Origin of the sequence: Sinomonas sp. G460-2 (assembly GCF_047759905.1) — a bacterium.
GTDB lineage: Bacteria > Actinomycetota > Actinomycetes > Actinomycetales > Micrococcaceae > Sinomonas.
Genome location: NZ_JBKZWT010000054.1, coordinates 1 through 18,450, shown reverse-complemented (window position 1 = coordinate 18,450; position 18,450 = coordinate 1). Strand labels below are relative to the sequence as shown.

Here is an 18,450-nt window from a genome sequence, read left to right as displayed (position 1 = left end):
GCGTCCACGCCGTGAGCCTCGTGTGCTTCGCGGCGGCGATCGCCATCGCGGCCATGATGGCGATCGTGCTCCCGCGCCGTTCGCACGCCCCGCAGACGACGGCGGCTGGCAAGATGGTTTCATGACGGAACCAGGGCTGCGGGAACGCAAGAAGGCGAAGACGCGGCGCCTTATCCAGGACGTCGCGCTCCGCCTTTTTGCCGAGCAGGGCTACGACGAGACCACAGTCGACCAGATCGCGGCCGAGGCAGAGGTCTCTCCGAGCACGTTCTTCCGGTACTACGCCACGAAGGAAGACGTGGTCCTTGAAGACGAATACGATCCGTCCCTGCTCGCCGCGCTCGAAGGCGTCCCGCCCGGGACGTCTATGGTCGAGGCGTTTCGGCTAGCGGTCCACAACGCGTTCGAAGAGTTCTACGCGAGCGACCGCGACCGCATTTACGAGCGGATGCGCCTCACGTTCACCACGCCGGCGCTCCGGATCCGGGCCCTCGCCGCGAACCACGATGTGGGCCGCATGTACTCGGGGATCGTGGCCAAGACTCTCGGTGTCGCCGAGGACGATCCACGGATCTCCCTCGCGGCCGGCGCCCTCACGGGGGTGCTGATCGTCGTGTTCGAGCGGTGGATCGAGGACGAGGGCCGCAGCGATCTCCCCGCGATGATAGACGAGGCGCTGCGGCTCCTCGGCTCGGGGTTCAGGGTCGAGGGGTAGCGAGGAAGTCCTCCCAGGTCCGGTGGCCCACCCCGCGATCCGGGGCGATGTTCGCGCCCCCGCGGATGGCCCGCGCGGCCCCGCCCGGCATAGGCATCGGCAGGAGCAGCCGGTGGAGCCCGCTCGCCACGACGTAGGAGCGGATCAGGTCCTTCATGGTGTAAACCGTGGGGCCAGCCAGGTCGGGGACCAGCCCTGCCGGGGAGCCGAGGGCGAGCTCGACGAGTCGATCCGCGACCTCGCCCGAATCGACCGGCTGGAACCGGAAGCCGGACGGCACGGGGATGACGGGAAGCTTCGCCATGGCCTGGGCCGTGAGCAGCGTGAGTTCGTAGAACTGGGTCGCGCGGAGCGTCGACCACGGAATCCCCGAGGACTCGATGACCAACTCGGCCTCGCGCTTCGCCTCGAAGTACGCGAACGCCGCACGGTCTAGGCCGCTCACCACGGGAATCGTGTCCGCGCCCACCACGGAGATGAACACGATGTGACCCACTCCGGCCTGCTTGGCCGCCTCGACGAGATGCCGAGCCTTATCACCGTCGCCCTTCTGCGTGCCGGCGCAGTGCACGACCGTCGCGACGCCCTCCATCGCCGGGCTGACGCCTTCACCCGAGGCGAGGTCGCCCGCGAAGTATTCAACGCCGTCGTTCGCGGGGCGAGCGTGCCTGCTCAGGACGCGCACGGGCCGGCCCGCGGCGCGGAGCCGCGCCACCACCTGCCGTCCCAGCGTGCCCGTTCCGCCCGTCACCAGAATCGTGAGTGCCATGACCTATCCCTTCTACCGTGAATCGGGCCGCTTGCGAGCCCCTCTACTTGCCATGACCCGCGGGAGTGCACGAGTGTGACAGACGTGGATGTCGAGGATCTCCTGGCCAGCCGTTTCGAGTCCGAGCGCGGGCGCCTTCGCGCCGTCGCGTACCGCATGCTGGGGTCGCTTCCCGAAGCGGACGACGCCGTGCAGGAGGCGTGGCTGCGGCTCGCCCGCACCGATGCCGGCGCGATCGAGAGTCTCGGCGCGTGGCTCACGACTGTCGTCGCCCGCATCTGCCTCAACGTCCTGCGGGCGCGGGCCCTGCGGCGCGAGGAGCCGATCGACGGGCTAGAGGAGGCGCTTCGGGCCGGTTCCGGGGAGGAACCCGAGGAGGAGGCGGTCATGGCGGACGCCGTCGGGCTCGCGCTCCTCGTGGTGCTCGACGCGCTCCAGCCCGCGGAGCGACTCGCGTTCGTGCTGCACGACATGTTCGACGTTCCGTTCGACCGCATCGCGCCGATCCTCGGCAAGTCCTCCGAGGCGACGCGCCAGCTCGCGAGCCGCGCACGGCGGCGAGTCCGCGGCTCCGAGGCGCCCGATCCTGATCGTGCGCGGCAGCGGCGCGCCGTCGATGCCTATCTCGCGGCGGTCCGCTCCGGCGACTTCGAAGCGCTCGTCGAACTTCTCGCGCCGGACGTCGTGATCAACGCGGACGCGGCGTCGTCTCCGTCGCGCCTGGCCATGACGCTCAGCGGCGCCGAACAGGTCGCGCACGCTGCCGTCGCGTCCGCCGTGCGCGCACCGTTCGCCAGGGTGGCCCTCGTCAACGGGAGAGTCGCGCTCGTCGTCGCGCCGAAGGGCCACCTGCGGCTCGTGCTTGCCTTCACGGTCGACGGCGACCGGGTCACCCACATCGACGTCGTCGCAGAGCCGTCGCGCCTGCGGGCGCTCGAGGTGGCGGTGGTGGACGGCTGAGGTCGGGCGCAGGCCCTCTCCGGGGTCCCTAGAACCCGCCTCCGCCCTCGCCGTCCCCCGACTCGGCGGCCATGTTGGCGAACCGCGAGTAGTGCCCCTGGAACGCCACGACGATGTCCTTGGTCGGGCCGTTACGGTGCTTCGCCACGAGGATGTCCGCCTCGCCCGCTCGGGGCGACTCCTTGTTGTACACGTCCTCGCGGTGGAGCAGGATCACCATGTCGGCGTCCTGTTCTATGGATCCACTTTCGCGAAGGTCTGAGACCATCGGCCGCTTGTCCTGGCGCTGCTCGGAGCCACGGTTGAGCTGCGAAAGCGCGATGACGGGCACCTCGAGCTCCTTCGCGAGGAGCTTCAGCGCGCGCGAGAACTCTGATACTTCCTGCTGCCTGCTCTCGACCTTCTTGCCTGAGGTCATGAGCTGGAGGTAGTCGAGAATCACGAGCTTGAGCCCGTGCTGCTGCTTGAGCCGCCGGCACTTCGCCCGGATCTCCATGAGCGACATGTTCGGGGAATCGTCGATGAACAGCGGCGACTCGTTGAGCGGGCCCATGACCTTCGCGATCTTGGCCCAATGCTCGTCGCGCAGGGTGCCTCGACGCAGATCCTGGAGCTGGATCGTGGCCTCCGCGCTCATGAGGCGCATGGCGATCTCGTTCCGGCTCATCTCGAGGGAGAAGAAGACGGTGGGCAGCTTGTTCTTGATGGCGGCCGAGCGGGCGAAGTCGAGCGCGAACGTTGACTTGCCGACGGCGGGGCGCGCGGCGATGACGATCATCTGGCCGGGGTGCAGCCCGTGGGTGAGCTCGTCGAGCTCATAGAAGCCGGTTGGGACGCCTGTGATTCCCTCGCCGCGGTGACCGGCCGCCTCGATCTCGTCCATCGCGGACTCCATGACCTCGGAGAGCGCAACGTAGTCCTCACCCTGCCGACGCTCGGCGACGGAGAACACCTCGGCCTGGGCTTGGTTGACGAGATCCTCGACCTCGCCGTCCTGGCCATAGCCCAGCTGGACGATCTTGGTGCCTGCGCTCACGAGACGGCGAAGGACGGCTCGCTCCGCCACGATCTCGGCGTAGTAGCCGGCGTTCGCTGCCGTGGGGACCGATTGGATGAGCTCGTGCAGATAGGCGGGGCCGCCCACGCGATTGATCTCGCCGCGCTTGGTGAGCTCGTCGGAGACGGTCACCGCGTCCGCGGGTTCGCCCTTGCTGTAGAGGTCAGCGATCGCGTCGAAGATCGTCTCGTGCGCCGGCCGATAGAAGTCGGCCGAGCGGACCACTTCGACGACGTCAGCGATGGCGTCCTTCGAAAGCATCATGCCGCCCAGCACGGACTGCTCCGCGACGATGTCCTGCGGAGGGGTGCGGCCCACATCCGAGTCCCGATACGACGGAACCGACTCGACTTGTGCTGCGGACACCGGCGACACCTCACCTCTCACGTGACGCCCGGATCGCGGCAGTGCACGTCTGGACCGTGCACGCCCCTTCCGGATGGTTGCAGCAAAGGTATCTGGGGCCTCGGACATTCTCCAGCTGGCCCTCCACCCCACCTGTGGACAACTTGTGGAATACGTGCCCGAAGTTGTTCGCCGAACCTGTGGATAAATGTGGATAACTCTTTTCGGCTCCCATTAAGTGCCCTGTGACGTGGGAAAACTTGCTCTACATGGTGTGGACTAAATATTTTTTTCCACATCCGAAATCCACAGCGCTAATGGGGATTTTTAGACAAACACTTGTGATTTCACGTGATCCGCACCACTTATGTGACGTTCACCACATATTCCCACGTCCAGTCATCCGGCGATCCATGCCCCGGCGTTCATGGAGTCGCGAAGGCTCTATGACGGCTCCGCACGCGTCGCATCACCGCGGAATCCGCCCCACAGCCGCGTGCCGGTGCAGCCCCTCCGTACTACGCTGGAAGTGCCCCGGGCTGGGGCCGCCCGCACGTTCACCGCACCGATCCGGAAGCCCCGATGGAAAACCTGCTGCCCCCTCTCATCATCCTGCTGTGCGTCGTCGCCATCGTCGTCCTCGTGCTGCGCAGGGGCGTCAGGCGCACTCGGGCGTCCGTCGAATCTGCCGTGGCCCAGGGACCCAGCGCGGCCGCCGAGCTGTCGGCGCGGCTCACCGAGGAGCAGCACCGGGCCATCTACTCGCTCATCGCGCAGGGGCTCACGGTTCAGGCAATCGCCGCGTACCGTCAGGCCACGGGGGCAAAGCTCATCGATGCCCGGAACGCGATCCTGCTCATGGAAAGCCATCCTCAGGCCTTCGGGAACGCCCACGGCGCACCTGCGGAGACGTCCACCGCGACGTCCATCACCACGCCCGCCTCGCCCACCACCCCGGCGGCGCCTGCCCCGCCTGAGGCCGCTCCGCCGTCGTCCGGGGACGAACCCGCCGAACCCGCCAAGGTGCCCGCGGGCGCGCCCGGCGAGCGCTCGACGACCCGGTTCCCCTACCGCTACCGCGCGATCGTCAGCAATGGCAGGGAGACGCTCGAGGTTGCGAGCAACCTGCTCAACGACGAGATCTATGCCGAGATCAAGGCGCTCGCCCAGATCGGCGACGCCGAGGATGCCGCGCTCATGCTGTGGAAGCATTCCGAGATCAGCATCGAAGAGGCCAGGGCGTTCGTGGACCTCCTCTGAGGGCTGGCGCCGTGGCGCCGGCCTCGCCGTCAGCGCGTGGCCACCTGCTCGGCTTCCTCGAGGACGCGCAGCGCGTTGCCCCAGCAGAGGGCGTCGAGCTCCTCCGCCGTCCAGCCTCGCTCCGCGAGCGCGTCGAGGAGCGGACGGTAGCCCGCCACGCCGTCCATCCCCTCCGGGAGCTCCGGCGTGCCGTCGAAGTCTCCACCGAGCCCAAGGTGGCGGTGCCCCACCATGCCGCGGGCATGCTCGAGGTGACGGACGACGTCGGCAATGGTCGCCTTGGGTGCCGGGTTCCGGGTGAGCCACGCAGCGAATTCGCGGGCAGCCTCGGGGTCTTCCGCCGGGGCGATGTCGTGGAAGCCGACCGGGAGGCCCAGTTCGACTCTCCGGTCGTGGACCGCCCGCGCGTGCTCGCTGCAGGCCTCCGAAACGAACTTGGGGACGAACGTGACCATGAGCACGCCTCCGTTCGCGGGAAGAGTCTCCAGCACGGCGTCCGGCACGTTCCGAGGGTGGCTGCAGACGGCGCGGCATGACGAATGCGAGAACATGACCGGCGCGCTCGTGCACGCCAGGGCGTCAAGCATCGTCCTCTCCGAGACGTGCGAGAGGTCCACGATCATCCCCACGCGATTCATTTCCGCGACGACCTCGCGCCCGAACGGTCCGAGGCCCGTGTCCTCCCCCTCACCCGTGGCCGAGGAGGCCCACGGCGTGCTGTCGTTGTGGGTCAGCGTCATGTACCGCACCCCGAGGGCGGCCATGGCGCGTAGCACGCCGAGCGAGCCGGCGATGCTGTGCCCGCCCTCCATGCCCATGAGCGAGGCGATCTTCCCGCGTTCGACGGCGGAACGCACCTCCGCGGCGGTGCGCGCCAACTCGAACGTGTCGGGGTGGGCCGCGACGATTCGACGGACGCAGTCGATCTGCTCGAGCGTCGCGACGACCGACTGCTCGGGGGTCAGGGATGACGGGACGAAGACCGACCAGAACTGGGCACCCACGCCGCCCCGGCGCAGTCGGGGGACGTCGGTGTGGAGGCGGGGCTGCCCCGCCTCGAGGCCGGCGGCCGTGACGTCGTATCCAAACTCCTGGCGGAGCGCCCACGGAAGGTCATTGTGGCCGTCGACAACAGGGGCGTACTCGCGGGCCGAAGGCACAGGGTGGGGGGCTAGAGGCACCGGTTCATCGTAACGCCCGCCCCCCACTCGTCACGGGTGCGGCTGGTCTGTACCCGAACCGACGGACCTGTCAGCGACCGCCCGTGAGGTCCGCGAGCAGCTGCTCGAAGCCCTTTTCCTCCGGCCGAGTGGCGACCTGAGGCACGCGGGAGGAGGCGCCGCCGCCGTCGTTGGTGAACTCCGACGCGAGCTCAGCCGCCGCACGCTCGATGCGCACGCTCAGGCTGCCGGCCGCGAAGCCATCGCCGTCGGATCCACGACCCCAGTCCATGGGCGCCGCGAAGACCGCGGTCGGCATGATCCGAGCCCGCAGGTACGTGAACAGCGGGCGCATCGCGAAGTCCAGGACCATGCTGTGACGCTCCGAACCGCCCGTCGCGCCAAGAAGAACGGGCGTCCCCTCGAGCGCCTTGTTGTCTACGAGGTCGAAGAACGACTTGAACAGCCCGCTGTACGAGGCACTGAAGACCGGGGAGACCGCGATGAGGGCATCGGCGTTCTCGACATCCGCGATAGCCTCGGCGAGCCTCGGGGCCGCGTAGCCCGTGACGAAGTTGTTGGCGATGTCGACGGCCAGGTCACGCAGCTCATACGTGGTGACCTCGACTTCGACGCCGAGTCCCGCGGCGAGGCGAGCCGTCGCGTCGCCCAGCTGATCGGCGAGCAGCCGACTCGACGAGGGCGTCCCGAGCCCCGCGGAGATCACTACGAGCTTCTTCGTGTCCATGCTGTTCCTTCTCCGTTCCCACGGTCCATGCATTTGCATCTACCTCCCCAACAGATGGGGCCCCGGACCTATTCCCGGGTCGCGTATCCGTACCCGAGACGGGAGGGAGGGGCCGGGAGGGGCCGGAAGCGCGGGAACGGAACGAGGGCCCCCGCCATTCTTGGCGGGGGCCCTCGTGTGAGTCCAACAGCCGTCAGGCTGCGGCCAGACTACTTCGCGGCGACAACCTGGAGGTTGATGGTCGCGGTGACGTCGTCGTGCAGGCGCACGGAGACGTTGTAGTTGCCGGTCGACTTGATGTGGCCCGGAAGCACGACCTTGCGCTTGTCGATCGCGCCGAGGCCAGCGGCCTCGACGGCGGAGGCGACGGCCTCGGTGCGGACGGTGCCGAAGAGGCGACCCTCCTTGCCGGCCTTGACCTCAAGGCGCACGGGCGTCTTGGCGAGAGCAGCAGCCTGCTCCTGCGCGGCCTCGAGCGTCTTGTGGGCCTTCGCGGCGCGGGCCGCGTTGATCGCCTCGACATGAGCCTCGCCACCACGAGTCCAGCGGAGCGCGAAGCCACGCGGGTAGAGGTAGTTGCGGGCGTAGCCGTCCTTGACCTCGACAACGTCACCAGGCGTGCCGAGTCCGGTCACTTCCTGGGTCAGGATGATCTTTGCCATGGTTTTGCTTCCCTTCTCAGCCGCGGCCAGCGCCGGAGTAGGGGAGCAGGGCGACCTCGCGGGCGTTCTTGATCGCCTGGGCGATCTTGCGCTGCTCCTGCACGGTCACGCCGGTCACTCGGCGGGCGCGGATCTTGCCGCGGTCCGAGATGAACTTGCGCAGCAGGGCGACGTCCTTGTAGTCGATGACGGTGATGTCAGCGGCCTTCAAGGGGTTGGACTTTGGTTTCGGCTTGCGAATTTCAGCCTTTGCCATCGTGGAGCTCCTTTAGTCTCGCGGAGCCCGTGGTCATGCCACGGGATGGTTGGATGTGATGATCAGAATGGCGGCTCGGAGTCGGAGCCCGACCCCCAGCCACCGGCGTTGCTGACGCCCGGGGTCGCCCACGGGTCGTCGTTCTGCGCACCGCCGCCGCTCCAGCCCCCGGAGTTGGCGCCCTGGTTCTGAGAACCCTGGTTGCCTCCCCAGTTGTTGCCGGAGCCGCCGCCGGAGTTGCCCCCAGCGTTGCCGCCACTGAAGTTGCCGCCGCCGCCGAAGTTCCCACCCTGACCGCCGGAGCGCTGGGTGCGGTTCACCTTGGCGGAGGCGTAGCGCAGGCTCGGGCCGATCTCGTCGACCTCGAGCTCGATGACGGTGCGCTTCTCGCCTTCCTTGGTCTCGTAAGAACGGCTCTTGAGCCGGCCCGAAACGATCACGCGCATGCCCTTTGTGAGGGACTCCGCGACGTTCTCGGCAGCCTCACGCCAGATCGACGCGCGGAGGAACAGGGTCTCCCCGTCCTTCCACTCGTTCGCCTGGCGGTCGAAGGTGCGCGGCGTGGAGGCCACCGTGAAGTTGGCCACCGCGGAACCCGACGGGGTGAACCGGAGCTCCGGATCGTTCGTCAGATTTCCGATGACCGTAATCGTGGTTTCGCCTGCCATGCTGCCTCCTGGTCCGAGCCTTATGACGTTCTTACGGGTTACCGAAGGGGTTTACGCCAAGACTACTTGGCGGACACCTTCTGGTCTTCGGGGCGAATGATCTTGGTGCGCATGATCGTCTCGTTGAGGTTCAGCTGACGATCGAGCTCCTGCGCCGTGGCGGGCTCAGCGGTGAAGTTGACGACCGCGTAGATCGCCTCGTTCTTCTTCTTGATGTCGTAAGCCAGACGACGACGGCCCCAGATGTCCACCTTGTCGACGGTTCCACCGTCGGTAGTGATCACACTGAGGAACTTGTCGAGCGACGGCTGAACAGTGCGCTCGTCAACCTCGGGGTCGATGAGGACCATCAGTTCGTAAGGACGCATGTGTGAACCCACCTCCTTTGGGCTAAGCGGTTGCGGTCTCTCCGCAACAGGAGGTTCATTTGCGTTGGCCAGCGCCGCGGCCATCGACACGATGTGCCGGCCGCAGCACAGACTTCACTATGTTACCGGATCAAGCTCCCCTGTCCCAGCCGGGCCGCCTCCGGCCGTGGTGAGGTCAACGCTACGCCGAGCCGCCGCCGTCGTCCGCTGCGCGCGGGGCGATGAGGACAACTCGCCACCTCCACCTGTGGGGAGGAGAAATTAGCAGGTTCCAAGGGTGCGATGGAACGATCATGGCATGACGCCACACACCGTCTCCCCCCGCTCGGCGCGGGCCGCGACCGCCCGCCGCCGCATCTGGATCATGCTGGCCACAGGCCTCGTCGCCGCGCTCCTCACGGGATTCTTCAACTCGTGGTGGCACGCCCCCGCGGCAGGCTGGGGCGCCGCCGCCCTCCTCTACGACATCTGGGTCTGGTCCCGCATCAGCCGCATGGGGCCCTCCGAAACCCGCAAGCACGCTCGCGAGGAAGACCCGCGCCGCGCGACGCGCGACTTCCTCATCCTGTGCACGAACGCCGCCGCGATCGTCGCCGTCCTCATTGTCATGGTCTCCGGGAATCAGGCCGAGAAGCCCATGAAGATCGCCCTCGCGCTCCTCGCCCTGCTCGTGGTCGGTGCCTCGTGGCTCATGCTGCACACGCTCTTCACCCTCCGCTACACCGAGCTGTACTACACGTCGACGCCCGAGGGCGGGATCAGCTTCAACCAGGACACGCCGCCGCGCTACACGGACGTGGCCTACATGGCGTTCAGCCTCGGCATGACCTACCAGGTCTCGGACACGTCGATCACGAACCACGCGATGCGCGCCGAGGCACTCAAGCACAGCCTGCTCGCCTATGTGTTCGCGACGCTCATCCTAGCCGCGACGATCAACCTCGTGATCGGCCTCGCGAGCTAGGCGTTCAGCCCGCGAAGAACCTCTCCGCGACGAGCGCGAGCCGCCACGGGTCCTGCACCCCGGCGAGCTCGCGCGCGGAGTGCATCGAGAGGAGCGGGACCCCCACGTCGACCGTGCGGATCCCGAGCCTGGTCGCGGTGAGCGGCCCGATCGTCGAGCCGCACGGCACGTCGTTGTTCGAGACGAACTCCTGATACGGGACTTCGGCCTCCGCACAGAGGCGGGCCCACAGCGCCGCGCCCGCGGCGTCCGTCGCGTAGCGCTGCTGGGCGTTGATCTTGAGGAGCGGCCCGCCATTGAGCACGGGGCGGTTCGCCGGATCGTGCTTCTCCGGGTAGTTGGGGTGGATTGCGTGACCGGCGTCGGCGGAGACGTGCCAGGACGCCGCGAACGCACGACGGCGCTCGGTCGCCGTCGCGCCGAGGGCGTCGCCGATGCGGGCCAAGACATCCTCGAGGAACGGGCCGCAGGCACCGGAACGAGTGGACGAGCCGACCTCCTCGTGATCGAACGCCGCGAGCACGGGGATCGCCGTCTCGCGGGCGCCGTCGAGGGCGCGGATCAGGGCAGTCACGCCGGCGTGCACGGACGAGAGATTGTCGAGCCGGCCGGACGCGAAGAACTCGCCGTCGGCGCCGAACACCGCGGGCTCCTGAACGTCCGCGACCACGAGGTCGTAGCCGCCCACCTCGCCCGGATCGACGCCCACGCCCTGCGCTACGAGGCCGAGCAGGTCCGAGGCCGCCGGATTGCCGAGGCCCCAGATGGGGTGCATATGCCGCTGCTTGTCGAGCGTGAGAGCCTCGTTGACCCCGCGGTCCAAATGGATCGCGAGCTGCGGGAAACGCAGGAGCGGGCCTGTCGCCACAAGGTGCTCGGCGCCGTCGAGCGTTACGAGGCGGCCGGCGAGCCGAAGCTCCCGGTCAAGCCACGAGTTGAGCATCGGCCCGCCGTAGACCTCGACGCCGGCCTGGAGCCACCCGTGCGCCCCCGTGGTCGGCTTGGGCTTGAGCTTGAACGAGGGCGAATCCGTGTGCGCACCGAGGATGCGGAAGGGCGTGACCGGGCCCGTCCCGTCCGGAACGACCCACGCGATGAGCGCGCCGTCCCGGATGACCGCGTAGCCGCCGGGTGCAGCGGGCCACTCCTCGGTCTCCGCGAGCACCCGGAAGCCTGCCTCTTCAAGGCGCCGCGCGCCCTCGTGGGCGGCGTGAAAGCTCGACGGCGAGGCCATCACGAAGCGGCCAAGGTCCAGGGCGTGCAGATGCGCGGCGGTAGGCATGTCCCGAGTCTAGCCAGCGCCCGGTCGCCGAAATCGGGCTCAGCGAGAGTAGCGTTCGACGAAGTTGCGCAGGATCCGCTGGGGCTCGTGGACGCGCGCCATCCGCGCGCGATCCTTGACTGACTCGGCCTCGTCGGGCGGGAAGTAGCCCGAGTGCCGGTACGCGTCGACGCGCCGCTCGAGCCCAGGAAAGTCGAGTTCGGGGTGGAACTGTGTCGCGTAGACGTTCCGCCGGAACCGGAACATCTGCACCGGGCACGTCGCCGAGCCGGCGAGCAGCGCCGCATTCGAGGGCAGCATCCGCACCGCCTCCTTATGGCCCACGAACGCATCGAAGCTTGCCTCGAGGCCGCGGCAGAGGGGGTCGACGAGGCCAGCGGGGCTGAGCCGAACGCGCACCGGGCCCACCTCCTCGCCGAAGCGTCGATCCACGACCGCGCCCTCGTGGAGGCCCAGCAGGCCGACGCCGTAGCACGCGCCGAGGAACGGGAAGTCCTCCGCGACAATGCGGTCGAGGAGGCCACAAATCTCTGCCTCGACTCGCAGCTGGCAGGGGCTCTTGTCCGCAGGGGGATCCGACGCGGTGTAGGGACTCCCGCCCAGAATCACTCCCGAGTACTGGTCCAGATAGATCTCGGGCAGCGGGCCGGCCTCGGCCCGAACGCGGTGGAGCTCATGGGGCTCAAGACCGCCGTACTCGCAGAACGCGCGGTATTCGTCGTCCGCGACGACGTCGTGATCACGTGACGCCAGCAGCAGAAAGGGCCGCATGCGGACATTGTGCTACCGGCCCGATCCGCGCGGTAGAGGGCCACGCTCTGGTCCACTTCTTCCGCCCCGACACACCGAAATGGCGCGACACGCCGAGACTCCTACTGATTGGGGAAGAACACGTGGACTGGAAGGGAGGGGTCCGGAGGCGCGGAGGCTAGTTCCCGTCCGTGCCCGAGCCGCCGGCGTAGTGGCCGGCGGTCCAGTCGGTCGCCATGGTCTTCTGGATCGATTCGAGGCTCGCCTTGCCGGCGCAGAGCGCGGAGAATGCGTCCTCCTCGACCTGGTCCTTGTCGTTGTGGACGAAGGCCGAGGCCGAGGGCTTGCCCGACGCGAAGGTGTTCGGCTCCGGCCACAGGTTGCGGATATCCGAGGCGCCGCCGTCGGCCAGAGGGACGAGGTGGTCGAGCTCGTACTTCGAGGATTCAGACGCCGGGATACCATAGGCGGCCATGATCTGGCTCTTGGCCTTGTCCGTGATCGAGACCGGTGGGCGCACGCTCGACGTGTAGCCGCCCTTGCGGCACACGGTCTGCGGGAGACTCGCCTGCGTCACGGCGCTGTCGATCGCGCCGGGCGTGCAGGACGCGTCCGGCAGCGGCTCGTGCGAGGAGCTATAGCGGATGTGGCACGTTCCCGGGCCGGGCATCGGGCCCTCGACGCCCTGGTCCGTCCATCCGTGGCCCGACGCGACGACGAGGCCAGGACCCCCCGACGACGCCTTGCCCCCCGACGAAGCCTGTGCCGCCGACGCCGCCCCCTCCGAGCCCCCGGCCCCGGAGCACCCAGACAATGCGACCGCCAGGCCCACGAGGAGCAGCGAACACGCGGACAGTGAGCCGAAGCGGCGGGGAGCAGTCACGGTCGCCCAGCCTAGGCCACGCCCGCGCGACCGGCCGGTCACAACACCCCGGAGCCCGTCAGTAGTCGGGGTTGCTCGGCACCACGAGGCCGGTCTCGTACCCGTACACGACCGCCTGAACGCGATCGCGCAGGTGCAGCTTCGACAGGATCCGGCGCACGTGGCTCTTGACGGTAGCCTCCGAGAGATACAGCCGGTGCGCGATCTCCGCGTTGCTGAGCCCCTCGCAGATCGCGCGGAGCACCTCGAGCTCGCGCGGCGTGAGGTCCGCGAGCAGCGGGTCGGGTTGAGCTTCGGGACGGCCGACGGCGGCGCCCTCCGCCCGCACGTACGTCTCGAGGAGGCGCTGGGTCACCCGCGGGCTCACGACGGCGTCGCCACTTGCCACGAGTCGCACCGCGTGGACGAGCTCGGAGGGCGCCACGTCCTTGAGCAGGAAGGCAGAGGCCCCGGCCTGGAGTCCCGCGAACGCGTATTCGTCGAGGTCAAAGGTGGTCAGGATGATGATGCGCGCGGCGGGCGAGGACGCGGCAATCCGGCGGGTGGCCTCGATCCCGTCCATGATGGGCATGCGGACGTCCATGAGCACCACGTCCGGCCCGAGTTCGCGGGTGAGCCGAACGGCCTCGGCGCCGTCGCCAGCCTCGCCGACCACCTCGATGCCGTCCTCCGCCTCGAGGACCATCCTGAATCCGACCCGCAGCAGTGGCTGGTCGTCCACGAGCAGGAGCCGCAGCCCCTGCGCTTCGTCGTCGTGCTCCCCCATCAGTCCCTCTCCGTCCAATGCAGTTCGGCGTCCACGCGCCATCCTCCCCCAGGCCGGGGCGCAGCGCGCAGAGATCCGCCGAAAATCGCGGCGCGCTCGCGCATGCCCGCGATCCCGCCGCCCGTGCCCAGGTGAGCGTCGGGCCCCTCAGGCGCGGTCCCGCCGTCGTTCTCTACGCGCACCCGCACGACCCCCGCGTCTCGCGCCACGAGGACGTCGACCCGGCCCACGCCGCGCGCATACCTCAGGACGTTCGTGAGCGACTCCTGGACGATCCGGTAGACCGCGAGCTGGAGGGCCGCGTCGCTGGGAAGCGACTCGCCGTCTTGGGTGAGGATCACGGGGAGGCCCGCCGCGCGGAAACCGTCGACGAGCGATTGGAGCCCGCCGAGTGCGGGCGTCCGCCCCACCGATCCGGTGTCGGCGCGGAGCACCCCGAGAACGCGGCGCATGTCCGTCAGCGCGGCCCGGCCCGTGCTTGAGAGCTCCCCGAGCACGGCTTTCGCCGACTCGGGGTCGCGTTCGACGGCGCGCGCCGCGCCGTCGCTCAGCGCCACCATAACGGTGAGCGAGTGGGCGACGACGTCGTGCATCTCGCGCGCGATCCGGTTGCGCTCCTGGACCGACGCGAACTGCGCGCGGCGCATGGCCCATTCGCGGACCTCGGCCTGATGCAGCCGGTTCCCGCGCACCACGATCCCGACCCCCACGGCCACGAGGTTGGACAGCACGACCGACAGGGACGCGACGAGCCCGATGAACGGCCCGTGCTCGGCCAGGAACTCCTCGCCGGGGCGATACGAGAACGCAAAGTACGCGGCGATGGGCACGCTCGCGACGACGGCGATCGCGAGCGCCCACACCGTCCTGAGGTTGACAGCGACGGCGTACAGGGCGAACCACACGGCCGCGCTCGTGCTGCCGAGGTACGGGGTGGCGAACAGCACCACGCTGTCCGCAGCGACGACGGTCCCGAGCACCGGCCACGGCGCTTGGCGCCGGAGAAACAGCACCGCCTGCTCGAGGAGCACGAGGCCGAACTGCCACCAATGCCCGCCCGCAGCCGTCTCGACCATCGCACCGGAAGACAACAGGACGCTCGCGGCCACGACGACCACGTCCATCGCGACCGGGTGGTCATACAGGTACTGGCGCACGCGCCCGCGACGAGCGGGCGGAACATACGCGGGCGCCGCCACGGAAGGCTCCGCCGCCGTGCGGACGGGCAGACCAACGGGGGGCAGGCCGGCGGGGGGCACGCCGTCCGTCCTTGGCGTACCCCCCGTCGGAGTCATGCGGACCATGCTGTCCATTGTGCGGCGGGCTAGACGTCCCGCTGTCTGAGGGTCGCGTACGCGGCCCCGAGGAGAACCACCACGTAGGCCGCGAGGACCAAGGTTCCCTGCCACGGCTCGAGGTACGTCGTGTCCAACGGGGCACTCGAGCCGGCCTGGAACATCGCATCCGCGGCGTTCGAGGGGAGGTACTTGCGCGCCTCCTTGAAGAAGTCACCGGGGATGAGCTGGAAGATGATCGGCAGCACGAACTGCAGCGCCACGAGCGTCACGATCGCGCCCGCCGAGTTCCGCAAGAGCGCGCCGAGCGCGAGACCCATGAGGGCGACGGCGGCTACGTATGCCGCGTTGAGGAGCATGAACCGCTGGACGTCCCAGCTCGCCATGTCGAGGTGCAGGCCGTCGTAGTTGTTCAAGATCGGCTGGGCCACGAGGCCGCCGATGTAGCCGCCCGCGTACGTGAGGGCAAAGCCGATCACGATCGTGTAGACGGCCTTCGCTGTGAGGACTGGCCAGCGCGTGGGGACCGCCGCGAACGTCGCGCGGGACATCCCGGTGGTGAACTCGCCGCTGATCATGAGCACGGCGAGCGAGCCGATGATGAGCTGGGAGAACGTCACACCCGCGACGGGCACGTGCGGGAGGACTGCCGCGATGTTGACCGCCTCGCGCGGTCCGGCGCCGCCGCTCTTGAGCGACTGACTGAGCTGGCCGACGCCCCACGCCTGGAGCGCCGCAAAGCCGACCATGAGCGCGATCGCGCACAGCAGGAGGATGCGGGTCGAGAGGAGCGAGAGGATCTTGATGCGCTCCGAGTTGAGCACCCGGAAGAAGTTGGGCCCGGGAACACGCTCGGCCTGGGCGGAAGCGTGCCGATGCGGCTGGACTGCGGTGGTGCTCATCGGGATGCCTCCTGGGCCTCGGCGGGAGCGGGCTGGGCGGCGTGCGCGCCGCCCGGGTGGCCGGCCGCAGCGCCCTCGTCGGAGCGGTACTCGACCTCGTCCTTCGTGAGCTGCATGTAGGCCTCCTCGAGCGAAGCCTGGAGGGGCGTGAGCTCGTAGACGAGGACGCGGTTGTCGAGCGCGATCTGCGCGATGCTGCGGGGGTCCAGGCCGCTGACCTCGAGCACCTCGCGCTCGGGGGCCTGGATCGAAACGCCCGAGCGGGCGAGCAGGCGCGAGAGGTCCTCGGGGCGGTCCGTGCGGACGCGCGCGCGGGCCTTGCCCTGGCTGTCGATGACCTCCTGGATCGGCGCGTCGGCGAGGATCTTGCCGCGCCCGATCACGATGAGATGGTCCGCGGTCTGCGCCATCTCGCTCATGAGGTGGCTCGAGAGGAAGACGGTGCGACCCGTGCTCGCGAGGTACTTCACCAGGTTGCGGACCCACACGACCCCCTCGGGGTCGAGGCCGTTGACCGGCTCGTCGAGGACCACGACCTGCGGGTCGCCCAAGAGGGCGGCCGCGATGCCGAGGCGCTGACCCATGCCGAGGGAGAAACCCTTGACCTTCTTCTTGGCGACGGCGCCGAGGCCCGTCATCTCGATGACCTCGTGGACACGCTTCGCGGGAATCCCGTGGGTCGCGGCGAGCGCCGAGAGGTGGCTGAAGGCGGTGCGTCCCGGGTGGACCGCGCGCGCCTCGAGCAGCGCACCGATCTCCCGGAGGGGGGCCTTGTGCTTGATATACGGCGCCCCGTTGACCGTGACGGTCCCGCGCGTGGGCGCATCGAGGCCCATGATCATGCGCATCGTGGTGGACTTGCCGGCGCCGTTGGGCCCGAGGAAGCCGGTAACCCGGCCGGGCTCCACGGTGAACGTGACACCGTCGACGGCGGTCTTCTCGCCGTAGACCTTCGCCAGGTCGGTTGCCTGGATCATGTCGCCTCCTGAGGTAGCTGACTGTTCCACGCTAGGACGCGCGACTCGAGCGCGCGACGCCCGGCGGGATGAACCTGTGCGGGGACCCATCCTCCTCGAGGACTAGGGCGCGCCCCGACGCGAAGCCTCCCCGTGAACTGTGCGGAAGTCACGCGGGGTCATCCATGGGTGGAACCCCGTTTCCGCACAGCCCACGCATAGGATCCGTTCCTACATTTCTGACGTGAACCGAAGAACCGTCGTCATCAACTCCGCTCTCGGAGTCGCCGCCCTCCTCCTCGCGGGCGGCACCTACGCGACCATCACCGCCACGGCGAAGCCCGCGAGCACCGTGAGCTCCCGCACCGTCGCGGTGAGCCGCGCGACCCTCGACGCGACGGCGACGGCGACGGGGAATGTGTCCTCGACGACCACGACCGCCGTGGGACCTGGCAACTGCTCAGGCCCCGTCACGGCGGTCAAGGTGAGCGTGGGCCAGGCGGTCAAGGCCGGCCAGGAGCTCGTCGACATCGACCCGACCAACCAGCAGAACGCCGTCGACTCCGCGCAGGCGGCCCTCGACTCCGCCGTTGCGCAGGCGGGACAGCAGGCGGCGCAGTCGGCCAACTCGGTGTCCCAGGCCCAGCAGCAGCTCGCGAACGCCCAGCAGACCCAGGCGCTCGACGCGCAGCAGCAGGCTGCGGCCGTGGCCAACGCGCAGAAGCAGGTCGACACCGATCAGGCCAACGTCACGTCCGCTCAGGCGACGGCGACCGCGAACCCCAACAACGTGCCGGACCAGAACGCGCTGACCTCGGCGCAGGCGCAGCTCACGAAGGACCAGCAGTCGCTCACGCAGGCCCAGAACCAGCAGCAGAGCACCGCGCTCAAGGATCAGCAGCAGATCGCCTCCGCGCAGGTCTCGCTCAACTCCGCCCAGAACTCGCAGGCCAACGCGGCGCCCAGCAACACGACGTCGTCGCAGATCGCCCTGCAGACCGACCAGAAGAACCTCGCAGACTGCACCGTCAAGGCGCCCTCCGACGGGACCGTGACGGCGATCGGTGCCGTGGTCGGCGCCAGCGCGGGCAGCGGTTCGAGCTCCGGTTCCTCGGCGTCGTCGGGCTCGACGGGCGCCGGCTCCGCCGGTTCGGGCTCGGCGTCGAGCTCGTCATCTAGCTCGGGCCTCGTGACGCTCACCGACACGGGCCATCTTCAGGTCGTCGCGGGCTTCTCCGAGTCCGACGTGGCCGCGATGAAGGTCGGCCAGGCCGCGACGTTCACGTTCCCTGCCATCAAGACCGACGCCAACGCGGCCGCCGTGACCGGCACCGTGACCTCGATCGCCGCGACGTCGACCACGACGAGCGGCGTGGTCACGTACTCCGTGACGGTCTCGATCGCGAACCCGCCGGCCACGGTCCGGCTCGGCGAGAGCGCCAACATCTCGGTGACCACCTCGACCGCCAGCAACGCGCTCGTGGTCCCGACGCTCGCCATCACGGCGGCCGGAACCCGTCAGACCGTGAGCGTCCAGCGCAACGGCGCGGAGCAGACCGTCGCGATCACGACCGGCATCACCGCAAACGGCCGCACCGAGGTGCTCACGGGACTCACCGAGGGCGATCAGGTGGTCCTCCCGAGCGTGACGACGAGCACGGACACGAGCTCGCAGAGCACCCGC

20 protein-coding genes are annotated in these 18,450 nt (G+C 68.9%); 5 read left to right on the top strand and 15 right to left on the bottom strand.

The genetic code is table 11. The features are described from left to right. Positions 1–121: 121 nt before the first annotated feature. A complete protein-coding gene (locus ACLN58_RS07960; protein ID WP_415854727.1) occupies positions 122–715 on the top strand; it encodes a TetR family transcriptional regulator in 594 nt (197 codons plus the stop codon). On the opposite strand, the gene ACLN58_RS07955 is transcribed toward ACLN58_RS07960, so the two are convergent. Then, on the bottom strand, positions 699–1,484 hold the full coding sequence (locus tag ACLN58_RS07955) for an SDR family oxidoreductase (RefSeq protein WP_415854726.1): 786 nt from the start codon (positions 1,482–1,484) through the stop codon (positions 699–701). The genes ACLN58_RS07960 and ACLN58_RS07955 overlap by 17 nt on opposite strands. Positions 1,485–1,559: 75 nt before the next feature. Between ACLN58_RS07955 and ACLN58_RS07950 the strand changes: the two genes are divergently transcribed. Further along, on the top strand, positions 1,560–2,444 hold the full coding sequence (locus tag ACLN58_RS07950; protein WP_415854725.1) for a sigma-70 family RNA polymerase sigma factor: 885 nt from the start codon (positions 1,560–1,562) through the stop codon (positions 2,442–2,444). A gap of 28 nt (positions 2,445–2,472) precedes the next feature. Here the strand turns inward: ACLN58_RS07950 and dnaB are convergent, their stop codons facing one another. Continuing rightward, positions 2,473–3,867, bottom strand: coding sequence for a replicative DNA helicase (gene dnaB, locus ACLN58_RS07945; protein ID WP_415854724.1), 1,395 nt, complete (start codon positions 3,865–3,867; stop codon positions 2,473–2,475). Positions 3,868–4,428: 561 nt separating this feature from the next. Between dnaB and ACLN58_RS07940 the strand changes: the two genes are divergently transcribed. Then, a complete protein-coding gene (locus ACLN58_RS07940; RefSeq protein ID WP_415854723.1) occupies positions 4,429–5,106 on the top strand; it encodes a hypothetical protein in 678 nt (225 codons plus the stop codon). A gap of 29 nt (positions 5,107–5,135) precedes the next feature. On the opposite strand, the gene ACLN58_RS07935 is transcribed toward ACLN58_RS07940, so the two are convergent. From ACLN58_RS07935 to rpsF, 6 genes are all read right to left on the bottom strand, one after another. After that, positions 5,136–6,287 carry a dipeptidase gene (locus tag ACLN58_RS07935; protein ID WP_415854722.1) on the bottom strand — a complete coding sequence of 384 codons (1,152 nt, stop codon included), beginning with the start codon at positions 6,285–6,287 and terminating at the stop codon, positions 5,136–5,138. Positions 6,288–6,357: 70 nt separating this feature from the next. Then, positions 6,358–7,014: an FMN reductase gene (locus ACLN58_RS07930; protein WP_415854721.1), complete on the bottom strand. Its 657-nt coding sequence runs from the start codon at positions 7,012–7,014 to the stop codon at positions 6,358–6,360. A gap of 209 nt (positions 7,015–7,223) precedes the next feature. Further along, a complete protein-coding gene (gene rplI, locus ACLN58_RS07925; protein ID WP_415854720.1) occupies positions 7,224–7,676 on the bottom strand; it encodes a 50S ribosomal protein L9 in 453 nt (150 codons plus the stop codon). A 16-nt stretch (positions 7,677–7,692) separates the two neighbouring features. Beyond that, the gene (rpsR, locus tag ACLN58_RS07920; RefSeq protein ID WP_010144869.1) at positions 7,693–7,932 is read right to left on the bottom strand and encodes a 30S ribosomal protein S18; all 240 of its coding nucleotides are present in this window, start codon (positions 7,930–7,932) and stop codon (positions 7,693–7,695) included. 62 nt (positions 7,933–7,994) lie between these two features. Beyond that, the gene (locus tag ACLN58_RS07915; protein ID WP_415854719.1) at positions 7,995–8,600 is read right to left on the bottom strand and encodes a single-stranded DNA-binding protein; all 606 of its coding nucleotides are present in this window, start codon (positions 8,598–8,600) and stop codon (positions 7,995–7,997) included. A gap of 62 nt (positions 8,601–8,662) precedes the next feature. Further along, positions 8,663–8,968 (bottom strand): 30S ribosomal protein S6, encoded by a 306-nt coding sequence (rpsF, locus tag ACLN58_RS07910; protein WP_138418148.1) that lies wholly within the window; start codon positions 8,966–8,968, stop codon positions 8,663–8,665. 298 nt (positions 8,969–9,266) lie between these two features. On the opposite strand from rpsF, the gene ACLN58_RS07905 reads away from it, so the two are divergent. Beyond that, the gene (locus ACLN58_RS07905; protein ID WP_415854718.1) at positions 9,267–9,932 is read left to right on the top strand and encodes a DUF1345 domain-containing protein; all 666 of its coding nucleotides are present in this window, start codon (positions 9,267–9,269) and stop codon (positions 9,930–9,932) included. 4 nt (positions 9,933–9,936) lie between these two features. Here the strand turns inward: ACLN58_RS07905 and ACLN58_RS07900 are convergent, their stop codons facing one another. The 7 genes from ACLN58_RS07900 to ACLN58_RS07870 all read right to left on the bottom strand — a co-directional run bounded on the left by ACLN58_RS07900 (position 9,937) and on the right by ACLN58_RS07870 (position 16,787). Further along, the gene (locus ACLN58_RS07900) at positions 9,937–11,214 is read right to left on the bottom strand and encodes a M18 family aminopeptidase (RefSeq protein ID WP_415854717.1); all 1,278 of its coding nucleotides are present in this window, start codon (positions 11,212–11,214) and stop codon (positions 9,937–9,939) included. Between the two features lie 39 nt (positions 11,215–11,253). Continuing rightward, the gene (locus ACLN58_RS07895; RefSeq protein ID WP_415854716.1) at positions 11,254–11,985 is read right to left on the bottom strand and encodes a glutamine amidotransferase; all 732 of its coding nucleotides are present in this window, start codon (positions 11,983–11,985) and stop codon (positions 11,254–11,256) included. 157 nt (positions 11,986–12,142) lie between these two features. Then, positions 12,143–12,847: an HNH endonuclease signature motif containing protein gene (locus ACLN58_RS07890; protein WP_415854715.1), complete on the bottom strand. Its 705-nt coding sequence runs from the start codon at positions 12,845–12,847 to the stop codon at positions 12,143–12,145. Positions 12,848–12,905: 58 nt separating this feature from the next. Beyond that, positions 12,906–13,613: a response regulator gene (locus tag ACLN58_RS07885; RefSeq protein WP_415854714.1), complete on the bottom strand. Its 708-nt coding sequence runs from the start codon at positions 13,611–13,613 to the stop codon at positions 12,906–12,908. Then, positions 13,613–14,872, bottom strand: a complete 1,260-nt coding sequence (locus ACLN58_RS07880; RefSeq protein ID WP_415854713.1) for a histidine kinase — start codon at positions 14,870–14,872, stop codon at positions 13,613–13,615. The genes ACLN58_RS07885 and ACLN58_RS07880 overlap by 1 nt, the downstream gene beginning before the upstream one ends. 65 nt (positions 14,873–14,937) lie before the next feature. After that, positions 14,938–15,810, bottom strand: coding sequence for an ABC transporter permease subunit (locus ACLN58_RS07875; protein WP_415854712.1), 873 nt, complete (start codon positions 15,808–15,810; stop codon positions 14,938–14,940). Further along, entirely contained in the window at positions 15,807–16,787 is a 981-nt protein-coding gene (locus ACLN58_RS07870) for an ABC transporter ATP-binding protein (RefSeq protein WP_415854711.1), read from the bottom strand. Before ACLN58_RS07870 ends, ACLN58_RS07875 begins: the two co-directional genes overlap by 4 nt. A gap of 223 nt (positions 16,788–17,010) precedes the next feature. On the opposite strand from ACLN58_RS07870, the gene ACLN58_RS07865 reads away from it, so the two are divergent. Further along, the coding region (locus ACLN58_RS07865) for an HlyD family efflux transporter periplasmic adaptor subunit (protein ID WP_415854710.1) at positions 17,011–18,450 on the top strand (1,440 nt) is incomplete at its 3' end.

Bases quoted from the DNA above. Each gene is read 5' to 3' on its own strand.
- ACLN58_RS07960 (WP_415854727.1), top strand. From the start codon at position 122: ATGACGGAACCAGGGCTGCGGGAACGCAAGAAGGCGAAGACGCGGCGC.
- ACLN58_RS07955 (WP_415854726.1), bottom strand. From the start codon at position 1,484: ATGGCACTCACGATTCTGGTGACGGGCGGAACGGGCACGCTGGGACGG.
- ACLN58_RS07940 (WP_415854723.1), top strand. From the start codon at position 4,429: ATGGAAAACCTGCTGCCCCCTCTCATCATCCTGCTGTGCGTCGTCGCC.
- ACLN58_RS07930 (WP_415854721.1), bottom strand. From the start codon at position 7,014: ATGGACACGAAGAAGCTCGTAGTGATCTCCGCGGGGCTCGGGACGCCC.
- rplI (WP_415854720.1), bottom strand. From the start codon at position 7,676: ATGGCAAAGATCATCCTGACCCAGGAAGTGACCGGACTCGGCACGCCT.
- rpsR (WP_010144869.1), bottom strand. From the start codon at position 7,932: ATGGCAAAGGCTGAAATTCGCAAGCCGAAACCAAAGTCCAACCCCTTG.
- ACLN58_RS07915 (WP_415854719.1), bottom strand. From the start codon at position 8,600: ATGGCAGGCGAAACCACGATTACGGTCATCGGAAATCTGACGAACGAT.
- rpsF (WP_138418148.1), bottom strand. From the start codon at position 8,968: ATGCGTCCTTACGAACTGATGGTCCTCATCGACCCCGAGGTTGACGAG.
- ACLN58_RS07905 (WP_415854718.1), top strand. From the start codon at position 9,267: ATGACGCCACACACCGTCTCCCCCCGCTCGGCGCGGGCCGCGACCGCC.
- ACLN58_RS07900 (WP_415854717.1), bottom strand. From the start codon at position 11,214: ATGCCTACCGCCGCGCATCTGCACGCCCTGGACCTTGGCCGCTTCGTG.
- ACLN58_RS07895 (WP_415854716.1), bottom strand. From the start codon at position 11,985: ATGCGGCCCTTTCTGCTGCTGGCGTCACGTGATCACGACGTCGTCGCG.
- ACLN58_RS07885 (WP_415854714.1), bottom strand. From the start codon at position 13,613: ATGGGGGAGCACGACGACGAAGCGCAGGGGCTGCGGCTCCTGCTCGTG.
- ACLN58_RS07875 (WP_415854712.1), bottom strand. From the start codon at position 15,810: ATGAGCACCACCGCAGTCCAGCCGCATCGGCACGCTTCCGCCCAGGCC.
- ACLN58_RS07870 (WP_415854711.1), bottom strand. From the start codon at position 16,787: ATGATCCAGGCAACCGACCTGGCGAAGGTCTACGGCGAGAAGACCGCC.